23 protein-coding genes are annotated in these 20,879 nt (G+C 68.0%); 13 read left to right on the top strand and 10 right to left on the bottom strand.

What is annotated here, in order from left to right; translation table 11 throughout:
* Positions 1-16 precede the first annotated feature (16 nt).
* The 5 genes from egtA to egtE are packed head-to-tail and all read left to right on the top strand — an operon-like array spanning position 17 to position 5,367.
* On the top strand, positions 17-1,309 hold the full coding sequence (gene egtA, locus CQY20_RS11125) for an ergothioneine biosynthesis glutamate--cysteine ligase EgtA (RefSeq protein ID WP_097940140.1): 1,293 nt from the start codon (positions 17-19) through the stop codon (positions 1,307-1,309).
* Positions 1,306-2,586 (top strand): ergothioneine biosynthesis protein EgtB, encoded by a 1,281-nt coding sequence (gene egtB, locus CQY20_RS11120; protein ID WP_097940139.1) that lies wholly within the window; start codon positions 1,306-1,308, stop codon positions 2,584-2,586. Before egtA ends, egtB begins: the two co-directional genes overlap by 4 nt.
* On the top strand, positions 2,586-3,281 hold the full coding sequence (egtC, locus tag CQY20_RS11115; protein WP_097940138.1) for an ergothioneine biosynthesis protein EgtC: 696 nt from the start codon (positions 2,586-2,588) through the stop codon (positions 3,279-3,281). The genes egtB and egtC overlap by 1 nt, the downstream gene beginning before the upstream one ends.
* On the top strand, positions 3,278-4,243 hold the full coding sequence (gene egtD / locus CQY20_RS11110) for an L-histidine N(alpha)-methyltransferase (RefSeq protein ID WP_097940137.1): 966 nt from the start codon (positions 3,278-3,280) through the stop codon (positions 4,241-4,243). The genes egtC and egtD overlap by 4 nt, the downstream gene beginning before the upstream one ends.
* Positions 4,240-5,367, top strand: coding sequence for an ergothioneine biosynthesis PLP-dependent enzyme EgtE (gene egtE, locus CQY20_RS11105; protein WP_097940136.1), 1,128 nt, complete (start codon positions 4,240-4,242; stop codon positions 5,365-5,367). The genes egtD and egtE overlap by 4 nt, the downstream gene beginning before the upstream one ends.
* Before the next feature lie 3 nt (positions 5,368-5,370).
* Here egtE and CQY20_RS11100 read toward each other — a convergent pair whose 3' ends face one another.
* Together CQY20_RS11100 and CQY20_RS11095 are read right to left on the bottom strand one after the other, a co-directional pair.
* The gene (locus CQY20_RS11100; protein WP_234816198.1) at positions 5,371-5,817 is read right to left on the bottom strand and encodes a hypothetical protein; all 447 of its coding nucleotides are present in this window, start codon (positions 5,815-5,817) and stop codon (positions 5,371-5,373) included.
* Positions 5,799-7,277, bottom strand: a complete 1,479-nt coding sequence (locus CQY20_RS11095; RefSeq protein WP_097940211.1) for a glutamate-cysteine ligase family protein — start codon at positions 7,275-7,277, stop codon at positions 5,799-5,801. Before CQY20_RS11095 ends, CQY20_RS11100 begins: the two co-directional genes overlap by 19 nt.
* Positions 7,278-7,355: 78 nt before the next feature.
* On the opposite strand from CQY20_RS11095, the gene CQY20_RS11090 reads away from it, so the two are divergent.
* The gene (locus CQY20_RS11090) at positions 7,356-8,156 is read left to right on the top strand and encodes an MBL fold metallo-hydrolase (RefSeq protein ID WP_097940135.1); all 801 of its coding nucleotides are present in this window, start codon (positions 7,356-7,358) and stop codon (positions 8,154-8,156) included.
* Positions 8,157-8,266: 110 nt separating this feature from the next.
* Positions 8,267-8,647: a CD225/dispanin family protein gene (locus CQY20_RS11085; protein ID WP_097940210.1), complete on the top strand. Its 381-nt coding sequence runs from the start codon at positions 8,267-8,269 to the stop codon at positions 8,645-8,647.
* Here the strand turns inward: CQY20_RS11085 and CQY20_RS11080 are convergent.
* Entirely contained in the window at positions 8,635-9,399 is a 765-nt protein-coding gene (locus tag CQY20_RS11080) for a class I SAM-dependent methyltransferase (protein ID WP_097940209.1), read from the bottom strand. The two genes, CQY20_RS11085 and CQY20_RS11080, sit on opposite strands and share 13 nt — an antisense overlap.
* Positions 9,400-9,436: 37 nt before the next feature.
* Here CQY20_RS11080 and glpK point away from each other — a divergent pair, with 37 nt between their 5' ends.
* Positions 9,437-10,954: a glycerol kinase GlpK gene (gene glpK / locus CQY20_RS11075; protein WP_097940134.1), complete on the top strand. Its 1,518-nt coding sequence runs from the start codon at positions 9,437-9,439 to the stop codon at positions 10,952-10,954.
* 48 nt (positions 10,955-11,002) lie between these two features.
* On the opposite strand, the gene CQY20_RS11070 is transcribed toward glpK, so the two are convergent.
* From CQY20_RS11070 to CQY20_RS11055, 4 genes are all read right to left on the bottom strand, one after another.
* Entirely contained in the window at positions 11,003-11,887 is an 885-nt protein-coding gene (locus tag CQY20_RS11070) for an oxidoreductase (RefSeq protein WP_097940208.1), read from the bottom strand.
* 59 nt (positions 11,888-11,946) lie between these two features.
* Entirely contained in the window at positions 11,947-12,678 is a 732-nt protein-coding gene (locus CQY20_RS11065; RefSeq protein WP_097940133.1) for a PadR family transcriptional regulator, read from the bottom strand.
* A 93-nt stretch (positions 12,679-12,771) separates the two neighbouring features.
* Positions 12,772-13,164, bottom strand: a complete 393-nt coding sequence (locus tag CQY20_RS11060) for a hypothetical protein (RefSeq protein WP_097940132.1) — start codon at positions 13,162-13,164, stop codon at positions 12,772-12,774.
* 74 nt (positions 13,165-13,238) lie between these two features.
* A complete protein-coding gene (locus tag CQY20_RS11055) occupies positions 13,239-13,811 on the bottom strand; it encodes a PadR family transcriptional regulator (protein WP_097940131.1) in 573 nt (190 codons plus the stop codon).
* A gap of 76 nt (positions 13,812-13,887) precedes the next feature.
* On the opposite strand from CQY20_RS11055, the gene CQY20_RS11050 reads away from it, so the two are divergent.
* Positions 13,888-15,228: a carotenoid oxygenase family protein gene (locus CQY20_RS11050; protein WP_097940130.1), complete on the top strand. Its 1,341-nt coding sequence runs from the start codon at positions 13,888-13,890 to the stop codon at positions 15,226-15,228.
* A gap of 3 nt (positions 15,229-15,231) precedes the next feature.
* Here the strand turns inward: CQY20_RS11050 and CQY20_RS11045 are convergent, their stop codons facing one another.
* Together CQY20_RS11045 and CQY20_RS11040 are read right to left on the bottom strand one after the other, a co-directional pair.
* Positions 15,232-16,164, bottom strand: a complete 933-nt coding sequence (locus CQY20_RS11045) for an AraC family transcriptional regulator (RefSeq protein ID WP_097940129.1) — start codon at positions 16,162-16,164, stop codon at positions 15,232-15,234.
* Between the two features lie 24 nt (positions 16,165-16,188).
* Positions 16,189-16,812 carry a TetR/AcrR family transcriptional regulator gene (locus tag CQY20_RS11040; RefSeq protein ID WP_097940128.1) on the bottom strand — a complete coding sequence of 208 codons (624 nt, stop codon included), beginning with the start codon at positions 16,810-16,812 and terminating at the stop codon, positions 16,189-16,191.
* 80 nt (positions 16,813-16,892) lie between these two features.
* Here CQY20_RS11040 and CQY20_RS11035 point away from each other — a divergent pair, with 80 nt between their 5' ends.
* Positions 16,893-17,558 carry a DUF998 domain-containing protein gene (locus tag CQY20_RS11035; protein WP_097940127.1) on the top strand — a complete coding sequence of 222 codons (666 nt, stop codon included), beginning with the start codon at positions 16,893-16,895 and terminating at the stop codon, positions 17,556-17,558.
* 68 nt (positions 17,559-17,626) lie between these two features.
* Positions 17,627-18,121 (top strand): anthrone oxygenase family protein, encoded by a 495-nt coding sequence (locus CQY20_RS11030; RefSeq protein WP_097940126.1) that lies wholly within the window; start codon positions 17,627-17,629, stop codon positions 18,119-18,121.
* Positions 18,122-18,125: 4 nt separating this feature from the next.
* On the opposite strand, the gene CQY20_RS11025 is transcribed toward CQY20_RS11030, so the two are convergent.
* The gene (locus tag CQY20_RS11025; RefSeq protein ID WP_234816197.1) at positions 18,126-18,950 is read right to left on the bottom strand and encodes an RDD family protein; all 825 of its coding nucleotides are present in this window, start codon (positions 18,948-18,950) and stop codon (positions 18,126-18,128) included.
* A gap of 226 nt (positions 18,951-19,176) precedes the next feature.
* Between CQY20_RS11025 and CQY20_RS11020 the strand changes: the two genes are divergently transcribed.
* Positions 19,177-19,998 (top strand): IclR family transcriptional regulator, encoded by an 822-nt coding sequence (locus CQY20_RS11020; protein WP_234816196.1) that lies wholly within the window; start codon positions 19,177-19,179, stop codon positions 19,996-19,998.
* Between the two features lie 11 nt (positions 19,999-20,009).
* On the top strand, positions 20,010-20,879 hold the full coding sequence (locus CQY20_RS11015) for an isocitrate lyase/PEP mutase family protein (protein ID WP_097940124.1): 870 nt from the start codon (positions 20,010-20,012) through the stop codon (positions 20,877-20,879).

Below are 20,879 nucleotides of genomic sequence, written 5' to 3'. Positions count from 1 at the left end.
GGGAAGGGTGGCTGGCATGACCCACACCGTCTCGACCGACCTGGCCGAAGGTCACGGTCCTGACGTCGATCAACTCGAGCTGACCAGCGCCAACAGTGCGGCCCGCCAGATCGGCGAGATGTGTCTGGCCGACGGTCCGGTCGGCCGGGTGGGCCTGGAGGTCGAGGCGCATTGCGTCGACCTGAAAAATCCCGCGCGCCGCCCTGACTGGGCCGAGTTGACCGCCGCCATCGCCGGTGTCGGACCACTGCCCGGCGGCAGCCGCATCACCGTCGAGCCCGGCGGCGCCGTCGAACTGTCCGGCCAGCCCGCCGACGGCGCGCTGCCCGCGATCAAAGCGATGGCCGCCGACCGGGCGGTGCTGCGCGCGGCGTTCGCCGAGGCGGGCCTGGGCCTGGTGCTGCTGGGCGCCGATCCGCTGCGCCCGGCCAAACGCGTCCATCCCGGCGACCGCTACTTCGCGATGGAGAAGTTCTTCGCCGCCAGCCAGACCGGCGCCGCGGGCGCGGCGATGATGACCTCGACGGCCTCGGTGCAGGTGAACCTCGAGGCAGGCCCGCGGGAGGGATGGGCAGCCCGGGTCGGGCTTGCCCATGCTCTCGGCCCGACCATGGTGTCGCTGGCGGCGCACTCGCCGCTGCTCAGCGGGCGGTTCACCGGCTGGCGCAGCTCGCGCCAGTGGGTGTGGAGCCAACTCGACGCAGCGCGGTGCGGGCCGATCCTCGGCGTCGGCGACGACCCGGCCGGCGACTGGGCCCGCTACGCGATGAAGGCGCCGGTGATGCTGGTGCATCCCACGCCGGAGGTCGACGCGGTCGCCGTCACCGACTGGGTGCCGTTCGCCGACTGGGCCGACGGGCGGGTGTTGCTCGGCGGCCGCCGACCCACGCCTGCCGACCTCGAATACCACCTGACGACGTTGTTCCCGCCGGTGCGTCCCCGGCGATTCCTGGAGATCCGCTACCTCGACAGCGTCCCGGACGCTTTGTGGCCCGCAGTGGTTTTCACGCTCACCACCCTGCTCGACGACCCGGCCGCCGCCGACATCGCCGCCGAGGCCACCGAACCCGTCGCGACGGCGTGGGACCGCGCCGCCCAAACCGGGCTCGGCGACCGGCTGTTGCACAAGGCCGCCACCCGATGCGTGCAAGCGGCCGCCGACCGCGCACCTGCCGAACTCACGGAATCGATGCAACTGCTGGTGCGTTCGGTTGAACAAGGCCGAAGCCCGGCCGACGACTTCTCCGACCAGGTGGTGGCCAACGGGATCGCCGCCGCGGTCACCGATCTGGCCCGAGGGGATTTGTGACTGAACGCGAAACACTGGCACTCCAGCTGACCAAGGCGCGTAAGCGCACCTTACGGCTGGTCGAAATCGACGACGCCGAGCTGCGCCGCCAGTACGACCCTCTGATGAGCCCACTGGTCTGGGATCTCGCGCATATCGGGTGGCAGGAGGAGCTGTGGCTGCTTCGCGACAACGACCCGCGTCGGCCCGGCATGCTGGCACCCGATGTGGAGCGGCTCTACGACGCCTTCCAGAACCCCCGGGCCAGTCGCGTCGACCTGCCGCTGCTGCCACCGTCGGACGCCCGCACCTACTGCGCGACGGTGCGTGACAAGACGCTCGGCGTCCTCGACGCGCTGCCCGACGACGACCCCGCAGCGGCATTCAACTTCGGGCTCACGGTCAGCCATGAGAACCAGCACGACGAAACCATGCTGCAGGCGCTGAATCTGCGCTCGGGCCCACCGCTGCTCGACCCCGGCACACCGCTGCCGCACGGCAGGCCCGACGTGGCCGGAACCTCGGTGCTGGTGCCGGGCGGGCCGTTCCTGCTCGGCGTGGACGCCGTCACCGAACCGCTCTCGCTGGACAACGAGCGTCCCGCGCACTGGGTCGACGTGCCGAGCTTCCGCATCGCGCGCGTGCCGGTCACCAACGGGGAGTGGCAGCAGTTCATCGACGACGGCGGCTACCGGGAGCGGCGCTGGTGGTCCGAGCGCGGGTGGGCACACCGCAAACAGGCCGGCCTGGTCGCGCCGCAGCTCTGGAACGGCGACGGCACCCGCACCCGTTTCGGGCACGTCGAAGACATCCCCGCCGACGAGCCGGTCCAGCACATCACCTACTTCGAGGCCGAGGCCTACGCGGCATGGGCGGGCGCGCGGCTGCCCACTGAGATCGAGTGGGAGAAGGCGTGCGCATGGGACCCCGCCACCGGTGCGCGACGCCGATTCCCTTGGGGCGCATCCGAACCCACTGACTCCCTGGCGAACCTCGGCGGTCACGCGCTGCGGCCCGCGCCGGTCGGCGCCTATCCCGCCGGTGCGTCGGCGTACGGCGCCGAACAGATGCTTGGCGACGTATGGGAATGGACGTCGTCGCCGCTGCGGCCGTGGCCCGGTTTCACCCCGATGCTCTACGAGCAATACAGCCAACCGTTCTTCGACGGGGACTACAAGGTGTTGCGGGGCGGCTCGTGGGCCGTCGCCGCCGACATCCTGCGGCCGAGTTTCCGCAACTGGGACCACCCGATCCGGCGGCAGATCTTCAGCGGCCTGCGATTGGCTTGGGACGCCTGATGTGTCGGCACCTCGCCTGGCTGGGTGAGCCGCGTTCAGTGGCGTCGCTGGTGCTGGATCCCCCGTATGGCCTTCTCGTGCAATCGTATTCGCCGCGGCGGCAGAAGCACGGCCTGATGAACGCCGACGGCTGGGGCGTCGGATTCTTCGACGACGACGGTGTCGCGCGACGCTGGCGCAGCGCCGCACCGCTGTGGGGCGACGCGTCGTTCGCGTCGGTGGCGCCCGTGCTGCGCAGCGGATGCGTGGTGGCCGCGGTGCGGTCGGCCAGCGTCGGCATGCCGATCGAGGCGTCGGCGTCGGCGCCGTTCAGCGACGGGCGCTGGCTGCTGTCGCACAACGGGCTGGTGGATCGTGCGGTGCTGCCCGCGTCGTCGGCGGCCGAATCCACCAACGACAGCGCGCTACTGGCCGCCTTGATATGCAGCCGCGGGCTCGACGCGTTGGCCGACACCATCATTGAGGTCGCCGCGGCCGATCCCAATGCGCGGCTGAACATCCTGGCGGGCAACGGATCTCAACTCCTTGCCACCACATGGGGCGACACCTTGTTTGTGCTCCGCGGAGACGACGGTGTGGTGGTGGCCAGCGAACCCTTCGACGACGACAACCGCTGGGTCGAAGTTCCCGACCGGCACCTGGTGACCGCCACCGACTGCGGTGTGGAGTTGACCGCGCTGAAAGGATCGGCATGACCCTGTCGCTGTCCAACTACCTGGCCGCCGACTCCGCCGCCGTGGCTCTGCGCCGCGACGTGCGCGAAGGCCTGACGCAGACGCCGAAGTCGTTGCCGCCCAAGTGGTTCTACGACTCGGTCGGCAGCGACCTGTTCGATCAGATTACCCGGTTGCCGGAGTACTACCCGACCCGGTCCGAGGCCGAGATCCTGCGCGCGCGTGCCGCGGAAATCGCCGCCGCGTCCGGTGCGGACACCTTGATCGAGCTCGGCAGCGGCACCTCGGAGAAGACCAGGCTCCTGTTGGACGCCCTTCATGACGCAGGCGCGTTGCGCCGGTTCATCCCGTTCGACGTCGACGCCGGTGTGCTCCAGGCGGCAGGCTCGGCCATCCTCGACGAGTATCCGGGCATCGAAATCGACGCCGTCTGCGGGGATTTCGAGGAGCACCTCGGCAAGCTTCCGCGGGTGGGCCGCCGGCTGGTGGTGTTCCTCGGGTCGACGATCGGCAACCTCACGCCGGGTCCGCGGGCCGATTTTCTGTCGACGCTGTCGGACACGCTGCAACCTGGCGACACGCTGCTGCTGGGCACCGACCTGGTCAAGGACACCGACCGGTTGGTCCGCGCCTACGACGACAGCGCCGGTGTCACCGCGCGGTTCAACCGCAACGTGCTCGCGGTGGTCAACCGCGAACTCGACGCCGACTTCGACCTCGACGCGTTCGACCATGTGGCCCGGTGGAATCCCGCCGAGGAGCGCATCGAGATGTGGCTGCGCGCGTCCACCGCGCAGCGGGTCCACGTCGCCGCGCTGAACCTGACCGTCGACTTCGCCGCCGGCGAGGAGATGCTGACCGAGGTGTCGTGCAAGTTCCGCCCCGACGGCGTCACGGCCGAACTGGCCGCAGCGGGCCTGCGCCGCACGCACTGGTGGACCGACCGGGCCGGCGACTTCGGTCTGTCGCTGTCGGTCAAATGAGTGCGCTCGCCGAACGCTGGCGGGCCGCACGTCCGAAAGTCGCCGGGCTGCACCTCGACAGCGGTGCCTGCTCGCGGCCGAGCTTCGCCGTCATCGACGCCGTCGCTCAACACATGCGCCACGAAGCCGAAGTCGGCGGATACGTCGCCGCGGCGGCCGCCGCGCCCGCGCTCGACGCAGGCAAGTCCGCCGTCGCCGCGCTCACCGGGATGACGGCCGACGACGTCATCTACACCACGGGCTCCAACCACTCGCTCGACCTGCTGCTGAGCAGCTGGACCGGGCCGCGCACCGTGGCCTGCGTGCCGGGGGAGTACGGCCCGAACCTCGCGCTGATGGCAGCCAACGGATTCGACGTGCGGGCGTTACCGGCCGACGGGTCCGGTCGGCTGCTCGTCGACGCCACCGCCGCCATGCTGGCGGCCGATCCGCCGGCAATCGTGCACCTGACCGCGCTGGCCAGCCACCGCGGCATCGCCCAGCCCGCCCGTGAGTTGGCCGAGACGTGCCGCGGCCTCGATGTGCCACTGGTGATCGACGCCGCGCAGGCGCTCGGACACCTGGACTGCGCCGTGGGAGCCGACGCCGTCTACTCGTCGTCCCGCAAATGGCTTGCGGGCCCGCGCGGCGTCGGCATGCTCGCGATCCGGCCCGCGCTGGCGCAGCGGCTGCGGCCGCGGCTACCGCCCGCCGACTGGAACCTGCCCATGACCGTGCTGCAACGGCTCGAACACGGCGAGACCAGTCTCGCTGCGCAGGTGGGTCTTTCGGTCGCGCTGGGCGAATATCTCGCGGCCGGCGCGGAGACCATGCGCGCCGCACTGGCCGCCGTCGGCAAGCTCACCCGCGAGGCGCTGGCCGATGTCGACGGCTGGCGCGTCGTCGAACCCGTCGGCGAGCCGACGGCGATCACCACGCTGGCACCGACCAATGGCGCCGACCCGCAGCGGGTGCGGGACTGGTTGGTCGCCGAGCGCGGCATCGTCACCACCCACGCCGAGGTGCAGCGCGCGCCGTTCGAACTGGCCGCGCCCGTGCTGCGGCTGACCCCGCACGTCGACACCAGCGCCGAGGACCTCGCTACCTTCCGCGACGCGCTGGCCGACGCGACCGAAGAGGTGTGACCGCTACGCCGTGTGCACCACCAGCGTCGCGCGGTAGTCGCCGAACGGGATCGTCTCGCCCGGGGTGCGCGGATGCGGCTGCAACGCCGTCAACTCAACGCGATACCCGCCCACCTCCACCGTCTGCCGATTCTGGCCGGGCGCCGGGTTGGTGTTGAATTCCGTTGTGACGGGCGGACTTCCGGGCGGTTGCACGAGCACGGCGATGCGGGCCTGACCCGACCAGAAGCACTGCACCTCGGTCGGGCAGCGGGAATCCTCCAACACGTCGGTGAACTGCACCCGCAGGCCGTCCCCGATGGCTTCCTGACCGCCGCCGAGCGTGAACCCCTGACCCAGACCGAATTCGACGGGATCGGCGGCCGCAGCGGGCATGGCGTAAAGGCCTGCCGCGACGGCGACAACGGCCACCAGCATCCGGATCGCGGCCATCAACTGCTGATGTCCCATGTGTGCACGGGTTCGTTGCTGTGCATCCGCTCGCAGTACAGCCGCAGCATCTCGGCCAGCGCCTTGGGCCGCGCCATCCCGCGCTCCTGCAACGCCCGCACGGTCTCGACCTGCCACACCGCGCCGTTGCGCCCGGTCTTCGCGCGGCCCTCGATCACGCCGAGATAGCGGTCGGCGACCTCGTCGGCCACGCCCCAGCCGCGCAAACCCTCGCGCGCCAACGGGATTAGCTGCCGCAGCACAAGCTCGTCGGGCGTCACCTCGCCCATGCCGGGCCAGTACAGCCTGGCGTCCATGCCGTGCTGGGCGGCCTCGAGGAAATTCTGGTGTGCCGCAGAGAAACTCATCTTCGTCCACAACGGCCGGTCCTCCTCGGACAAGGTCCGCAGCACGCCGTAGTAGAACGCCGAGTTGGCCATCATGTCGACCACCGTCGGGCCCGCGGGCAGCACACGGTTCTCCACCCGCAGATGTGGTCGCCCGTCCACGACGTCATACACCGGCCGGTTCCAGCGGTAGATCGTGCCGTTGTGCAGCCGCAGCTCCGCCAGCTTCGGGGTGCGGCCCTCGGCCAGTTCTGCGACCGGGTCCTCGTCGGACATCTCGGGCAGCAGCGACGGGAAGTAGCGCACGTTCTCCTCGAACAGGTCGAAGATCGACGTGATCCACCGCTCGCCGAACCAGACGCGCGGGCGCACCCCTTGCGTCTTCAACTCGTCGGGCCGGGTGTCGGTGGCCTGCGTGAACAGCTCGATGCGGGTCTCGGCCCACAGTTCATGGCCAAAGAAGTACGGCGAGTTGGCGCCCAGCGCCAGTTGCGGACCGGCCAGCACCTGCGCGGCGTTCCAGTACTTCGCGAAATCCGCGGGGGACACCTGCAGGTGCAGTTGCATGCTGGTGCACGCCGATTCGGGTGCGATGGAGGCGGTCTGCAGGCTGAGCCGCTCCGGACCGGCGATGTCGATCTGGATGTCCTCGCCGCGCGCGACGAAAATCGAGTCGTTGAGCGCCTGATACCGCGTCGACTCGCTCATCCACTCGCCGGCAAGGTGTTCGGGCATCAGCGTCGGCAGAATTCCGATCATCACGATGTGCGCGCCCTGCGAGTTCGCCTTCTTCTCGGCGGCATTGAGGCTGGCCCGCACATCGGACTCCAGCTCCAAGGCGGCCCGCCCGGGCAGCGGCCGCGGCGGCACGTTGAATTCGATGTTGTAGGCGCCCAATTCGGTTTGATATGCGGGGTCGGCGATCGACCTCAGCACCTCGGAGTTGCTCATCGCAGGCTGATAGTCGGAGTCGACCAGATTGCACTCGATCTCCATGCCCGTCAGCGGGCGTTCGAACTCGAAACTGGACTGGGCCAGCATCGTCTCGAAGACGTCCAGGCACAGCTGGACCTTGCGCCGGTACTCGCGGCGGTGCGCACGGCTGTATTCGGTGCGCTCGACCTCTTCGCCCACACCGCCGATGGAACAGCGTCGGTGACGCGCGCGCAAGCGAATCTGCATAAATTGCCGCGCGACGGGTAGCCCCCGGCGATGGAAGTCACCGTCACCTTCATCGGCAACGCCACCACGCTGATCTCCGGTGGCGGGGTCACCCTGCTGACCGACCCCAATTTCCTGCACCAGGGCGAGCATGCCTACCTGGGCTACGGGCTGCTGTCCCGGCGGCTGAAGAACCCCGCCGTCGACATCGACCAACTGCCCGAAATCGAGGCGGTGGTGCTGTCGCACATGCACGGCGATCACTGGGACCGCAGGGCCACCACCGAACTCGACCATGAAATGCCCATCTTGACCACGCCGCACGCCGCGAAACGGCTCGGCCGCCGCGGGTTTGTGTCGGCGTTCGGCCTGTCGACGTGGCAGACCCACAACATCGTGCGCGGCGACACGATCGTCAACGTGACCGCGCTGCCGGGCAGGCACGCCCGCGCGCCGGTGCATCGCTTCCTGCCGCCGGTGATGGGCAGCATGATCGAGTTCAGCAGGGGTGAGAAGACCCGTCGCCTCTACGTCTCCGGCGACACCCTGCTGGTAGACGAGCTCGACGAGATTCCGCTGCGGTTTTCCGCCGTCGACCTCGGAGTGCTGCACCTCGGCGGCACCCGGCTGCCGTTCGGCAGGCACCTGCCGTTCGGGCTGACCGTCACCATGGACGGCCGCCAGGGCGCCGAGCTCGTCAACAAGCTCAAGCTGCCGAAGATGATCCCGGTGCACTTCGACGATTACGGTGTGTTCGCCTCACCGCTGTCCGACTTCGTCGACGAGATGAAACAACGCGGAATCGCCGACCGCATCGTCGAATTGGAGCGCGGATCCTCGGTCACGATCTGACGGGCGTCCCCAATGGCAGTAGTTTCGAAGGTTGCGTCACGTGTTCGTGGAACAACCGCGTGGAACAACTGCGTGGAACAACGCAAACCATCGAAGGGGGTCTCATCGCGATGACCGAGTCCGAGAACACCACCGAAATGCCGACACCGCCCGGCACCCCGCCCAGCACGGCACCCAGCGGGCCGCCTCCGCCGCCGCCCGGTCCGCCGCCGCACAACGTGGGCTGGGCGGTCGCCTCCGTGTTGTTCTTCTGGCCGCTGTCGTTCTCCGCGTTCACCCACGCGTTCAACGTGTATCCGCTGTGGGCGGCGGGCAACTACGCCGGCGCGCAGTATGCGTCCGACCGGGTGCGCAGGCTGGGCCAGCTGTCGCTGTGGATCGCCGGCGGGCTGCTGCTGTTGCTGGTGATCTTCTACGCGATCTTCCTGCTGGTGATCATCTCCAACGGCGCCGACTGGGGCGGCGGCCACCGCATGCGCTATCGGGACTGACGCCTGCGCACCACCGCGATCTGCGGGCTGATCAGGCCGCCGCGCAACTCGATGTCGGCCGACGCGTGGTCGGCGAGCGCGCGCAGCGCCGACGGGCTGTAGGTGCGCAACGAGCTGATCACACCGTCGTGCACGAACGGGATCCACGGCGCGAACGGCAGCATGGTCGCCAGCCGCACGATGTGCAGCGGCGACGGCGGCCGCGGCAGGTCGATGATCAGCAACTTGGTCGCGACCCGGGTGCCCTCGGCGAGCACGCGGGCGGCCAGCGACGGCGGCAGGTGGTGAAACGACAGCACGAAAACCGCCAGGTCGAAGCTCCCGTCGGGAGCGTCGATCGCCGTCGCGTCGATCTCACGGACGGTCGCCCGGGGATGTTCGCCGAGGTCACCTGCGGCGATCGCCTTCACAGACACCGGTTCGACGTCGGTGACGGTGAGTTCGGCGGTGGGGTGCCAGTCGAGCAGTTTGCGCGACAGCCCGCCGTGGCCCGCACCGAGTTCGAGGATCTTCGGGTCGGGCACCTCGGCCACTTCGTCGAGGGCGATGCGGGCGAACTTCTCGGTGTTGCCGAACGCCTCGCCGGTCCACTCCAGCGCCCGGATCACGCTGCGCTTGGTCTTCTCGTCGACGTCGTCGCGGTCGAGATACTCCAGGCGGTCGGTCTCCAGCAGCCGGTCCACGCACGATGCGTTCGGGCCGCCGCGGGGCATGCGGTCAATGTCGACGAGTGCGCGAGCCATGTAGTCCATCATGGACGACTGGAGCCGTCAAGAGGGGAGCAGGTAGTTGGCAGAGTTTGTGGCAGCGATCGACCAGGGCACCACCAGTACGCGCTGCATGATCTTCGACCACGACGGCGCCGAAGTAGGCCGCCACCAGCTTGAGCACGAGCAGATCCTGCCGCAGGCCGGCTGGGTCGAGCACAACCCGGTGGAAATCTGGGAGCGCACCGCATCAGTGCTGACGTCGGTGCTCAACAAGACGAAGCTGGCGGCCAATGACCCTGCGGCGCTTGGCATCACCAATCAACGCGAGACGTCGCTGGTGTGGAACCGCAAGACCGGACGGCCGTATTACAACGCGATCGTGTGGCAGGACACCCGCACCGACCGCATCGCGTCAGCGCTGGACCGCGACGGCCGCGGCGACGTCATCCGGCACAAGGCGGGTCTGCCGCCCGCCACCTACTTCGCCGGCGGCAAGGTGCAGTGGATCCTGGAGAACGTCGAGGGTGTTCGCGAGGACGCCGAGAAGGGCGACGCGATCTTCGGCACGGCCGACTCGTGGGTGGTGTGGAACCTGACCGGCGGGCCGCGCGGCGGCGTCCACGTCACTGACGTCACCAACGCCAGCCGCACGATGCTGATGGACCTCGAGACGCTGGACTGGGACGACGAGTTGCTGTCGTTCTTCGGCATCCCGCGGCAGATGCTGCCCGAGATCAAGCCCTCGTCGTGCCCGGAGTCCTACGGCATCACCCGCGACGAGGGACCGCTGCGCGGGCAGGTGCCGCTGACGGGCATCTTGGGCGATCAGCAGGCCGCGATGGTCGGGCAGGTCTGCCTCGACGCGGGCGAGGCGAAAAACACCTACGGCACCGGCAATTTCCTGCTGCTCAACACCGGCGAGAAGATCGTGCGGTCGCGCAACGGGCTGCTGACGACGGTGTGCTATCAGTTCGGCGACGCGAAACCCGTTTACGCCCTTGAGGGTTCGATCGCCGTCACCGGTTCGGCCGTGCAGTGGCTGCGCGACCAGCTGGGCATCATCAGCGGCGCGGCGCAGAGTGAGGCGCTGGCGCGGCAGGTGGAGGACAACGGCGGGATGTATTTCGTGCCTGCGTTTTCCGGGTTGTTCGCGCCCTACTGGCGCTCCGATGCGCGTGGCGCGATCGTCGGGCTGTCGCGGTTCAACACCAACGCGCATCTGGCTCGGGCCACGCTGGAGGCGATCTGCTATCAGAGCCGCGACGTCGTCGACGCGATGGAGGCCGACTCCGGTGTGCACATGGATGTGCTGAAGGTCGACGGCGGCATCACCGCCAACGACCTGTGCATGCAGATCCAGGCCGACGTGCTGGGCGTCGATGTCGTGAAACCCGTTGTCGCCGAGACGACTGCGCTCGGTGCGGGCTATGCGGCGGGACTGGCCGTCGGCTTCTGGGAGAACCCCGACGATCTGCGGTCCAACTGGCAGGAGGACACGCGCTGGACGCCGAACTGGAGCGAGGAGCAGCGCGCCAAGGGGTACGCGGGTTGGCGCAAAGCGGTGGAGCGCACTTTCGACTGGGTCGACGTCGAGTGATTTCGGCGCGCTCAGGTGCGCTGAGCGCCCGTTAGCGCGCCGAAATCGCTATGCTGCGTCGTCGAGTTCGCGTCTGGCGGCGTCGTCCAACTCGATGTCGGCGACCGCGGTGTTCTCCTCCAGGTGCGCCAACGATGACGTGCCGGGGATCAGCAGTATGTTCGGTGCGACCGAAAGCGTCCACGCCAGGGCGATCTGCGCGGGCGTGCGCCCGAGTCGGGCCGCCTCGCGCGTGACGGCCGGATGGCCGAGCACCGGATTGTCGGCGACGAACGCGGACCCGAGCGGGAAGAACGGCACGAACGCGATGTCGTGCGCAACGCACGCGTCGAGCACCGGTTGAGAGCTGCGGTCGACGAGGTTGTAGGCGTTCTGCACGCAGACGATCTCGGTGCGGTCCAACGCGATCTGCAGATGCTCAAGCGTGATGTGGCTCAGACCGATTCCGCCGATCAACCCTTCGTCGCGGGCCTTGATCATCGCGTCGAGTTGCCGCTCGAACAGTTCGCGGTTCACCGGGGCGGGCGCATGGCCTTCTGCTTCGGCGTCGTGCGCGCGAATGTTGGCCGCGGCCAGCTTGTCGGTGCCAAGCGTGCTGAGGTTCTCCTCGAGGCTGGCCCGCAACTGGTCGGGTTCCTGCGCAGGCAGCCAGGCGCCGGCGTCGTCGCGGCGCGCGCCGACCTTGGTGACGATCGCCAGGTTCGGCGGATAGGGGTGCAGCGCCTCGCGAATGAGTTCGTTGGCGACGTTGGGTCCGTAGAACTGCGCGGTGTCGATGTGGTTGATGCCCAATTCGATAACCCGGCGCAGGACGGCGAGCGCCTGTTCTCGATCGCGGGGCGGGCCGAAGACCCCGGGACCCGGCAGCTGCATGGCGCCGAATCCGACGCGACCGACACGAAAAGAGCCCAGCGGGAAAGTGGTGTTCGGCATGTAACTTTCGTACACCATTCCCGCTGGGCTTATTCCGACCGGCACGCAATAGTGAGGGTTTACTCCGTCTCGCCGAGGATGTTGTAGATGTCGCGGCGGGCATTGTTGAGGATGTCGCCAATGCGCTGCTGCTGGTCCTCGCTGGCGGTGTAGGCGGACTGCGCCACCGCGCCCATCAGCTGGCCGACGGCGGTGCGCAGGTTGAGATGGCCGGGGTTGACGCCCTCAGCGATCTCCTCCCAGGGCGGCGTCTCAACCTTCTCGGCCGCGGCGCGGCCCTCGTCGGTGAGCTCGAAAAGCCGCTTACTGCCCTCACTTTCGGTGCCGACGATGAGGCCCTCGTCGACCATCAACTGCAGCGTCGGGTAGACCGAACCAGGGCTGGGTCGCCACAGATCGCCGCTGCGCTCGGAGATCTCTTGGATCATCTCGTAGCCGTGCATCGGACGGTCGGCCAACAGCACGAGGATCGCGGCGCGCACGTCGCCGCGCTTGCCGCGTCGGCCGCCGCGCGGACCGCGCCCGCCGGGGAAGCCGAAGCCGCCGCGCGGGTCGAAGCCGAAACCGAAGCCACCGCCGCGGCCCGGCCCGAATCCGAACCCGGGGCCGAAGCCGGGTCCGAACGGGCCGTGCCGGTCGGCAGCGTGCTCACGAAGGTGCTCGCGGAGTTCGTGACGGGCCTGGCGCCGCTGCTCGTGCAGTGCGCGGCGCTGCTGCGGGCCGAACCCGAAGCCGAATCCGCCGAGCGGTGGGGTCAATGGGTCTCCCTTGGAGAAAGGGGAGAAAGTCATGGAGAAAACCTCTCGTCCAGGGAAGCGCCCCCTGCGCTTCCGATACGTCAACGATATATCGGAAGCTATCGTGATGCAACGCCGAGCGGTCGTTCAGTACTTCACGGGGATGTTGAACGAGTCGCCGCCGTGCTCGCACTCGACGTCGACGTTCCAGATCGTGCCGGTCTGGATGCCGGGGAACCACAACTTGTGAACGGCGTTGGCCTGCAGATAGAACGGCACGTCGTAGACGGGCAGCGGCGGCAGGACGCCCGGCGGCACGAACGCCGGCTCCGCGGTGTACTGGCACCAGCCGCTGCTCGGGCTCGGGCCGACCGAGACGACGTGCACGCTGACGCCCAGCGCGTCGCTGAATGGAACGACAGCGGCTTCTGCATTGGCAGTTCCGGTGCCCGAGAACAGAATTGCGGGCAGCGTTGCCGCGGCGAAGCCGACTCCGGCCACGACGGACTTGGTGCGGGACTTGCAGGATGTGGTGTTCATGATGTGCTCCTTTGCCTGATCGCGACCCCCTGTGGGTCGCTCTCATGGGTAGGAGCGGCGGCGCGGCCCGCGCCTTACGTTTTTTCGCGAGCCAGTTCTGGCATGTCGGATCCCGACGACTCCGCAGGCCGGCGCCGGTCGAGCTCGGCGATCACCCAGCGTGCCCAGTCGGCCTGCATCGCGTTGACCCGCAGGCCGTACTCCAGGGCCGCCCTCGCGAAGAACGAACTGGCGTCGTCGTCCCAGTCCAGCGAATCGTTCAACGCCTGCAGCCGTTCGACCTCCGCGTCGGAGTGTTCGGCGAGGGCGATCATGTGACGGCGTGCCTGCTGCGGTGGGACCTCGCCGAGCAGAAAGACCCGCAGCAGTGCCGAACTACGCTGCGGCGGATCGTCTTCGGGGTGCAGCACCCACCGCTGAAGTTCTTCACGGCCGGTGTCGGTGATGCGGTACTCCTTGCGCCCGCGGGGGCCGACGGCGCTCACCTCGATGAGCCCGGACTCTGCCAGCTTGTTGAGCTCGCCGTAGAGCTGGCTCTGGGTCGCGGGCCACACATTGGCCAACGACTTCTCGAACAACTTCAGCAGGTCGTATCCGCTGCCGGGCTGCTTGGCCAGCAGCCCGAGCGCGGCGATTCGCAAGCTCACATTCAGAATGCTACCTCCCACTCTTGACATGTCAGAACAGACATGTCAGATTTGGCGCATAGCGATAGGAGACCTCATGACCGAAACGACCTCCGACACCTCGGCTCTGTTCGGCACCGGCGAGTTCTTTACGCGGGGCAACTACGCCCCGGTCGCCGACGAGCTCACCGCGTTCGACCTGCCCGTCGAGGGGGCGATCCCGCCCGAGCTCGACGGCTGGTATCTGCGCAACGGGCCCAACCCGCGGCAAGCGACCAAGCACTGGTTCACCGGCGACGGCATGATCCACGGCGTGCGGATCGAGCGCGGCCGCGCCGCGTGGTACCGCAACCGCTGGGTCCGCACCGAGAGCTTCGAGAACGACTTCCCGGTCTACAACGCCGACGGCACCCGCAACCTGCACTCCAGCGTCGCCAACACCCACGTCGTCAACCACGCCGGCAAGACGCTGGCGTTGGTCGAGTCGTCGTTGCCCTACGAAATCACCAATGACCTGGAGACGTTGGGCGCCTACGACTTCGGCGGCAAGCTCGTCGACTCGATGACGGCGCACCCGAAGATCTGCCCGACGACGGGGGAGCTGCACTTCTTCGGCTACGGCAACATCTTTCAGCCGCATGTCACCTATCACCGCGCCGACGCCGACGGGCAGCTGACGATCAACCGGCCGCTCGACGTGCCCGCGCTGACGATGATGCACGACTTCGCGCTGACGGCCGAGCACGTCATCTTCATGGACCTGCCGATCGTGTTCAACATCGAGGTGGCCATGAAGCACGAAGGCGACATGCCCTACCGCTGGGACGACAACTACGGCGCCCGCCTCGGCGTGCTGCGCCGCGACGACCCCTTCGGTACCGTCCGGTGGTTCGACATCCAGCCATGCTACGTGTTCCACGTCGCCAATTCCTATGTCGACGGCAATTCGATTGTGCTGCAGGCGATTTGCTATCCTCAGCTGTGGCGCAACGATGGCGGATTCGACGTCGACGGCGTGCTGTGGAGTTGGACAATCGACCTGCAGACCGGCAGGGTCACCGAGCGCCAGCTCGACGACCGCGCGGTGGAGTTCCCCCGCATCGACGACCGGCTGGCCGGGTTGCCCGCCCGCTACGCCGTGTCGGTCGGCGAGACGGAGTTGGTCCGCTACGATCTGACCACGGGCGCCGCCGTCGAGCACCGCTTCGGCAGTGGTGACTCAGCGGGCCGCCCCGGCGAGGCCGTGTTCGTCCCGTCGACGAGCGGACCCGCCGACGAGAGCAGCGGGTGGTACCTCGGATACGTCTACGACCCCACCCGCAACGGCAGCGACCTGGTGATCCTCGACGCCGCCGACTTCTCCGGCGACCCGGTGGCCAGAATCAAGTTGCCGCAACGGGTTCCGTACGGCTTCCACGGCAACTGGATCAGCGCCTGACGATCACGCCGACGTCGCACGGTGCGCGTTCGGGCTGACGCCGTACGCCCGCTTGAACGCGCTGCTCAACGCGAACGGCGTGCTGTAGCCGACCTGCTTGGCGACCGCGGCGATCGTCGCATCGCTCGACCGCAGCAGGTCGGCCGCCAGCGCCAGACGCCAGCCGGTGAGAAACGCGATCGGTGGCTCACCGATCAGATCGGTGAAGCGACGCGCGAACATCGCTCGCGAACACCCAACGGCGGCAGCCAGATTCGCCACTGTCCACGGGTGCGCCGGATTGTTGTAGATCAACCGCAGTGCGGGCCCGACCACCGGATCATGCTCGGCGTGCCACCACGGCGGTGCGTTGTGTGCGCGATCGAACCAGGTGCGCAGCACCGAGATCAGCAGCAGATCGAGCAGTCGGTCCAGATAGGCCTCCTGACCCCGGCCGTCGCGGCCCGCCTCGTCGGCCAGCAGGTCCACCAGCGGCGTGTCCCATTCGCCGGCGTGTAGCACCAGCACGGCAGGCAGTGCGTCGAGCAACCTGGCGCTCACCTCGCTGCGGCCTTCGTAGGCGCACACGATCGACCGACTCGCCCCCGTCGGGCTGTTGCCCCACGTCCGCACGCCGAGCGACATCTCGAAATGCAGGTCTTCGCCCGACAGCGTGGTGCAGCGTTGACCGGGGTGAATCACGATCGTCGGCTCGGTGGCCGGATCGTCGGCCACCACGTAGTGCTGGGTGCCGCGGGTCAGCGCGACGTCGCCTGCGCCCAGCCATTCCGTGTCGCTGTGTTCGCCGACGATGGCGGCGCTGCCGTGGGTCTGGCAGATCAACACCAGCGGCGCTTCGTCTTGTATGCGCATCGACCACGGCGGGTCGAGGCTCATCCGCAGCACGAACGCACCGCGTGCCCGTACCCCGTCGAGCAGTCCGACGACGGCGTCCACGTGACGAGCGTATCGCCGGTCGACCTACCGTGGCCCGTATGCCGCGAGGAAGGCATCGACGCCCGCCCTGGCATACGTGTCCACATCGAGGTCCGCCAATACCTTTGGTGCACCGTCGAACAGCGCCTGGTCGATGGGTCTGCCCACAACGAGGAACGCGAAATGCTCTGCGGCGAGCGAAGGTTGGGGTGCATGTAGCAGGCCGCGCTGATGCAGACGGCCGAAGGCATCTGACAGCGCAGCGAGGGTGCGTTGCGGCGCGTGCTGGTAATAGAGCCGCGCGAGTTCGGGCAGCCGGTTGGCCTCGCCGATCACCAGCCGGCGCAGTTGCACGACGGACTCGTCGAGCACAGCGCGCAGATAGTCGCCGGCAAGCGACGCCAGGTCAGCCTCGACGTCCGCGCTGTCGGCCAGCGCGGCGATGCGTTCCCCGAACGAGCCGACGGTGGTGTCCAGCGCGTCGGTGACGATCGCGAACAACAGTTCGCGCTTCTCGCCGAAGTGCTTGTAGACGGTCTGCTTCGACACCGCGGCCGTCGCGGCCACCTGGTCCATGCTGGTGCCTTGGTAGCCGTTGGCCAGAAAGAGTTGCTGGCCTGCGGACAGGATCGTCGCTCTCTTGCGGGCGGAACGTGCGGGCAGGGTCATCGCCCTCAGAGTACTAGACAGTCTAGTTCCACACGATTACAGTACTGCACCGTCTAGTCCCGACTACGGGGAGAACAGCCGTGACCACCACACCCTGCCCGCCGCTGGCCGACCGCATCACCAAGTCCCTGCTCGGCTATGGCGTGATCGCCGGCCCCATCTACGTGGTCGCGGTGGCCGCACAGGCGGCGACCAGGGAAGGCTTCGATCCGACGCGCCACGCCGCCAGCCAACTCGCCAACGGTGACCTGGGCTGGATACAGATCGCCACCTTCCTGGTCACCGGCGCGATGACCGTCGCGGCGGCGGTCGGCATCCGCCGCGCGCTCGGTCCGGGCCGATCGTCGGCGTGGGCGTCGGGGCTAATCGGCGCGTACGGCGGCGCCCTGGTGCTGGCGGGGATATTCCGCGCGGATCCGTCCGACGGCTTCCCGCCGGGGACGCCGGCGGGCATGGCCGAGCCGTCGTGGCATGGGATGCTCCACTTCATCGTTGCGGCAATCGGTTTCGCGTGTCTCGTCGCGGCCTGCTTCGTGTTAGCCACCTACTTCTCCCGCAACGGTGCGGCCGGTTGGGCGGTGTTCTCCCGTCTCACCGGCGCGGTGTTCGCGGCCTCCTTCGCCGTCATGGCATCCGGCGTGGGAGGCGCGGCAGCGATCCTGCTCTTCACCGCCGCCGTGGTGTTGGCCTGGGCCTGGCTGAGCGCGGTCTCGGCCAGGTTGTACGCAACGGTCGGCGTCGCCTAGACGCGTGCGTATGTAAACCGGACGATCGACGATGGATCGTCTCGCCCGGAGCCGATTGACTACGGGACATGAACGTAAGCCCTGTTGTCGTCCTGACCAGCATCGCCGCCGTCGCCTGCGCCGCCGCCGGCGGCATGATGTACGTCTTCTCCACCTTCGTGCTGCGCGGCCTTGACCGCACCGGCCCAGTCACCGCGATCACCGCGATGCGCGGCATCAACGTCGTCGCCAACTCCAGCGCGGCGTTCCTGCTGGCGTTTCTCGGCTCGGCCGTCCTGTCGGCCGCGGTCGGCGTCGCCGCCATCGTCCAGATCCGCCAGGCCGGCAGCGTGTGGCTGCTGGTCGGTGCCATCCTCGGCGTTCTCGGCGCCGTCATCACGATCGCGTTCAATGTGCCGTTGAACAACCATCTCGACGCCGTCGATCCGTCAACCCTTTCGGTCGCCGACGCCGCACGCGAATGGCAGGCCTATGTCTCGTCCTGGATCGCGTGGAACCACACCCGCACCGTCACCGCGATCGTCGCGTCGGCGCTGATGCTGATCGGACTGCGCTACCGCTGAGCGCTCAGCTCGGGGGTGCGAAGCCGCCGCGGCCGTCGGAGGAGGAGGCAGGCGGTGTGGCCGGATGTGCCGGGGGAGGCGGCGGTGCCCATTGTGGGGGCGGCGTCCATTGCGGCGGCGGTGGACCTTGGGGCGGTGCCTGGCCGGTCTGCGGCTGCAGCCGTTGGAGCTCGCGGCGGTGCCGTTCGGCGAGCACAGCGGCCAGCACATACTGCGGCGGCACGCCAGCCGGCGGTGGCGGCGATATCCGGCTCACCACGTCACTGGCGATGCGATGCGCCATCTGGTCGCGCAGGTGCGGCTCCAATTGCGGTGCCCGAGCGAGGAATTGACGCGCCAGCTCGGCTTGCTCGGGATTCAGTCCGGACAGCTGCAATGACGACGCCCACCACGCCAGTTGCGGAGGCATCGCCGGTGGCGGCGGCAGCTTGGGGCCGCGTTCGCTGATCACCACGGTCCCTGCGAACACATCGCCGAGGCGTTTGCCCCTCGGCGAGAGCAGGCTGCAGATCACCGCGGGCGCGCCGAACAGCATCCAGATCTCCACGACCGACGCCAGCGCGCGAAACAGGGCCTGACGGAAGCGTTCCGGCCCGCCGTCGTCGGAGACCACCCGCAAACCCAGCGTCATCTTGCCCAATGTGCGCCCCCGCGTTGCGATTTCGAACACCAGCGGATAACCGACCACCGTCAACACGGTGAAGATCACCAGAATCGCACCCGACAGCGCCGGATCGAACTGGCTCAGCGTCGCCGCCCACAGCGCGATACCCGCCAGGTAGCCGATGAGCATCACCGCGATGTCGATCAGCGCCGACAGCGCCCGCACGGGGAGCTGGGCGATCTGCACATCGAGGACGACGGCGTCGCCGGTCACCACCTGTTCTGCCGGCCCGACCATAAAAGCCTACGGTACTTGACCCGCGACCGGCGAATCTGTTGCTGTGGCGGCGGGGGTCGGCGACGGCGTGACGGGGTCTTGACAGGTAGATGTCCGGCGCGTTGAATCCACACCATTCAGCGGTTTAAAAAACCACTGAGTGGGGGAAAACAACGTGATTGAGCGAGAGACGTCCGGCCAGATGCTGGACCGATTCTTGAGCGTGCTGAGCTGCTTCTCGGTTCACGCGCCGGTGGCTTCTGCCGCCGAGATCCGCGAGCGCACGACGCTTCCGCCCACCACGACCACCCGACTGATCCGGTTGCTGCTCGACCGTGGCGTGCTGAGCCAGACCAAGCGCGGATACAAGCTCTCCCTGAGGTTTGTCGGTTGGGCCGAGGTCGCGAAAGCGGGTTCGGACCTGGTGGAGGCGTCGACCCCGATCCTTTCCGAGTTGCGCGACCGCTCCGGCGAGTCGACGGGACTCGCGCTGCTGGACAAGGACTGTCGGTACGTCATCAACAACTGCTCGTCGAAGAAGTCGATCGTGTTCCACACCGAGATCGGTCAGACGCTGCCGCTCTACGCCGGATCCGGCGGCAAGGTGCTCCTCGCGTTCAGTGACCCGCCCCCAACCGTCGAGCGGCTGAAAAAGCTTGCCAGCGGGACCATCACGAGCCGCGCGAAACTCGAGAAGGAGCTTGAGCTGATCCGCAAGCGCGGCTGGGCGTACGCGCAGAGCGAGCGTGAGGACGGGTTGAACTCGGTTGGCGCGCCGGTGCTCGACGCAGGCGGGTTGATCGGCTCGATGACCATCGGCGGTCCGGCGTTCCGGATGGGTGAAGACCGCGCCGAAGAACTCGGCCTGATGGTGCTCGACGCGGCCCGCGAGCTCTCGCTGGCCATCGGTTATCAGGGCAAATATCCACCCGTGCGAGAGGCGAACGACACCAACGACACGAAGAAGCACGACAAGCACGAAAAGTTAAGAGACTAGGGAGAATATCGGTGGAAGCTCGTCGCAAACTCAATGACCAGATCGCGTCCGGCACGCTCACGGTGGCGCCAGGCGTGTACGACGGTCTGACCGCGGCCCTCGCGAAGCGCCGGAACTTCAACGCGGCCTACATGTCCGGTGCCGCCGTCGCGGCCTCACTGGGGCTGCCGGATCTCGGACTGACGAGCCAAAGTGAGATGGCCGCCCGGGTGGCGCTGCTGACCGGTGTGCTCGGAGACGTCCCGCTCATCGCCGATGCCGACACCGGGTTCGGCGACATCATCAATGCGGTGCGGACGGTCCAGCTGTACGAGCGCGCCGGGGTATCGGCGATCCAGCTGGAGGACCAGATGTTCCCCAAGAAGTGCGGACATCTGGATTCGAAGGAAGTCATTGCACCAGAAGACTTTCAGCGAAAGATCGAAGCTGTCGTCGAAGCGCGCACCGACGATCGGATGCTGGTGATCGCGCGCACCGACGCGCTCGCATCCCACGGCTTCGACGACGCTGTTGCGCGGGGCCGAAAGTATGTCGAGGCGGGCGCCGACATCATCTTCATCGAGGCGCCGCAGACCGAAGAACAGATCGCCACGATCCCCGGGCTGATTCCGAAGCCGACCCTTTTCAACCTGGTGGCGCGCGGCAAGACGCCGCCGGTGTCGCTGGACTCGGTGAAAAATGCGGGCTATTCGATCGTGATCGCGCCCGGACTCGCGTTCGGCGCCGCGGCCGATGCCGTCGACAGCGCACTGGCGACCCTGCAAAGCGGAGACACCGACACGGGCCGTCAGTGGGGACCGAACGAACTCTTCCGTGCCGTCGGCCTGGACTACTGGGACGAGGTCGGCAAGCGCTTCGCTGCGGGAACCGTAGGGGTCTGA

The organism is Mycolicibacterium agri, assembly GCF_002553505.1.
GTDB classification, from domain to species: Bacteria; Actinomycetota; Actinomycetes; order Mycobacteriales; family Mycobacteriaceae; genus Mycobacterium; species Mycobacterium agri.
This window is presented reverse-complemented; position numbering and strand designations above follow the sequence as displayed.